The sequence below is a fragment of the Alicyclobacillus sp. CIJ1 genome, assembly GCF_057538885.1.
The window spans coordinates 1-2,747 of record NZ_BAAJPH010000116.1; the positions used below are offsets into that span (position 1 = coordinate 1).

The window sequence follows — 2,747 nt, forward strand, 5'->3', positions numbered from 1 at the left end:
CTCGCTGGCGGCCTCAACCTCAAACTCCTCGATGTGACGAGATACAAACGTCACTCGATACATTGGCAACTCTATTGCCACCTCCGTTGTTTTGTTCTGGGTTCGCCCCTCCACCCGGCGCTCGAAGCACGGACTCGAACCGTGAGCCTCCAAGGGGTGATCAGTCCCTTTTCAGCCGTTCCACCTGAACCTTCGAGCGCCCGGCGCAGGGGCGACGCCCTGCGCGTCTCTAGGCGCTGACAAGGGAAGTGGGAGGTCGCCCACCATTTCGGTGGGCCTTGGTGCCGGCTGTTTTCGGACGCTACCATGGCGTCCAGCGCACAACCGGCGAAGCGACCACGCCATGCCAAACCTTTCCAAACCTTACCCAACCATACCGAACCTGGGCCTGGCCTACCCCACCGAACCTAACCATAGTAAGGAGCGACTGTTCGCCGCCCCACACCGCCTCCGAAGAGTTCGGAAGCGTTGTGCGGAGGCGAACCCTCCGCTGTTCATGCTGTTTGTCCGGCTGTTTCGCCTTGTTGTGTCTCTTCTGTTGACGAGCCATTGGAGTTCTCCACGTTGACTTGCAGATAATCTTCAATCCCCACCGTGATCGATTTGTGCCGTGCTTCAAGCTCTTTTCCTATCGACACGACGCGGTACTTTTCCGCTGGAGTCAATTCCCGAAGTATCTTCGGAGGTTGCAATTGACTCCATACGAACGCGCCATTTCGTTTTGTCTCCAGCGAAAGTTCGATTTCATAACTGCTCACCAGTTGACCACGAAAGCGAAGCGCGCTGACAAATTGATCCCACGCCCGATGACTCGAAGGTGGCAGTCCGAGAATCGCAGGCACTTGCGAATTTTCTTCCAGAAGATAGATTCGTCGAACGGTTTTGCATGCTTTCCCTCTTCCACCATTCGGATCACTACCAAACTGATCAAACGGACAACCCTGACACTTTCGATATGAAATGAGTCCATCGTCCGCAACGTAGCGTCCGATCTTGCCATCGTGACTCGTGCAAAGCGGCGGCGCACTTTCACCTTCGTTCTGAGGCGCAAACAGCACTCGACTTGTGTGAAAAAATGGGATTCTGACTCTTAATTTCTGAATAATTTCTCCAGTTGCCTCGTTTTGGAAGGCGGCCGCTTGCGCAACGATCCGATATCTTACGGGAAGAATTTCGGCGTTCTCTTCCAGTTGCGCGGCATCTTGCATGGTCTCAGCGTATTGTTCGAGTGAGATTCCTTGAGCTTCGAGCTCCTGCGCCTGTTCGACCGTCAACCCGAGCTTCTGAAGCAGATTCGGATCGTACTGTGCCAGTGTGGTCATGGTTCATTCCTCCTTGAATTCGTTGGTTCGTTGTCACGCTGTCTCAGTGAGTTCGTCATGCGTTGTCGAACTTACGAAGAACATGGAATCTCGTGCACCTTCCACACCAAGGCAGAGTGGAAGGAACGGACAACCGCCGTATTGGTAGCAGTTGGCAGTGTTGTGGCGAATGATGCCCGACTTCGCTTGCCAGAGGCGTTCCTGCGTCTCCATCCACAACTCTGCTTCAAACTGCTTAATCTGCTCTTCGACTCTCACCACCTCATCTTCAGCCAAATATTTGCTTGGATTCGACTCGTACTCCGCCAGCAGACGGTCTCGGAAGTCTTCCCAGGTTTCCACCACCTCGCCGTTGCGACGTTTCGGCTCTGCGCGGGATTTCTGGACAACTCGCACAACTGCACCCGCAATCGGCCTGTCGAAGATCCGCGACGCAGCGTAGACATACAATGTTAATTGTTGGGAAATACCGTAGCTTTGTCTGAACTGCTCGATGGAGGCCGTGGTTTTGTTTTCCAAGATCCACAGGCGCCCATCTTCATCTTCAGCAATCCCGTCGATCTTCCCGGCCAGTGCGTACTTCCTTGACTTGCGTCCGGTGGCGGGATTTAAGATTGGAATCTCAAACTCTTTCTCAATCGCTACCAATCGTCGCGGCTGGAAGTGCCGAACTGCGAATCGAATCATGCACTCGACGCGGATGCGCTCAAGCTGGAGTTTGTACTGTTCTTCTTCACTCTCCGGCCGGATCCAGTCCAACGTCGCCAGTCCCGCCGCAACCGCTTCGTCCTCGTTCGAACCCTTTTGCCACGCTTCCAACCCCGCGTGCCAAGCCGTTCCGACCGACAAGGACCAAGCGACTTCACGCGGACGGAGACGTTCCACGTAGTGGAAATATTCCTTTTGTGGGCAAACTTGCCGCATGGCAATGCGGCTGTGTGTCAGAAGTTCCACCATTTTTTCGCTCCCTTTCCCTTGTCAGCCCGTAAACTCCGTGCTATCATCTGTGGTGGCGTTTGACTTACTGCCTGCTCTCGTCAGGCGCTCTCTTTTTCTGCCTCGTGCTCGTCCACCCCGATGATCTCCATCGACTCCCAGCACTCTGGACAGAACCAAGAACCCTCGTCCAGAACCGCCGTCTCCTCGTCGATCACGTCTCCGCAGCATTCGCACTTCAACATCTCTTCGTCGTCGAACCATTCGTCTTCGTCTCCGCCGAGTCCCCAAAGCGCCGCGTCTTCTTCGGGGGTCATCAGCTTCCATGTGTCATAGCCAAGCCCCGCAAGCTCGCTCATGCTACCTCAACCTCCTGGCACAACGCTTCGAGATCCGCCACCGTGTATCGCGCGCGATCCGGGTCGTTCCGGTCGGCGTCGCACAACTTGGAGATGATGTCCTCATACTGCATGGTTCGTTGCCTCCTTC

General features: G+C 55.0%; 3 protein-coding genes. All 3 read right to left on the reverse strand.

The window, feature by feature from the left end; all coding sequences use genetic code 11:
• Window positions 1-494 precede the first annotated feature (494 nt).
• Entirely contained in the window at window positions 495-1,322 is an 828-nt protein-coding gene (locus tag AC27E8_RS08795; RefSeq protein ID WP_014465236.1) for a hypothetical protein, read from the reverse strand.
• A 33-nt stretch (window positions 1,323-1,355) separates the two neighbouring features.
• A complete protein-coding gene (locus AC27E8_RS08800; protein WP_487097470.1) occupies window positions 1,356-2,279 on the reverse strand; it encodes a RecB family exonuclease in 924 nt (307 codons plus the stop codon).
• Window positions 2,280-2,359: 80 nt separating this feature from the next.
• Window positions 2,360-2,617, reverse strand: coding sequence for a hypothetical protein (locus AC27E8_RS08805; protein WP_487097468.1), 258 nt, complete (start codon window positions 2,615-2,617; stop codon window positions 2,360-2,362).
• Window positions 2,618-2,747: the final 130 nt, after the last annotated feature.

What these genes read in the sequence shown, in the direction of transcription:
- AC27E8_RS08795 (WP_014465236.1), bottom strand. Translation starts at nt 1,322, where the DNA reads ATGACCACACTGGCACAGTACGATCCGAATCTGCTTCAGAAGCTCGGG.
- AC27E8_RS08800 (WP_487097470.1), bottom strand. Translation starts at nt 2,279, where the DNA reads ATGGTGGAACTTCTGACACACAGCCGCATTGCCATGCGGCAAGTTTGC.
- AC27E8_RS08805 (WP_487097468.1), bottom strand. Translation starts at nt 2,617, where the DNA reads ATGAGCGAGCTTGCGGGGCTTGGCTATGACACATGGAAGCTGATGACC.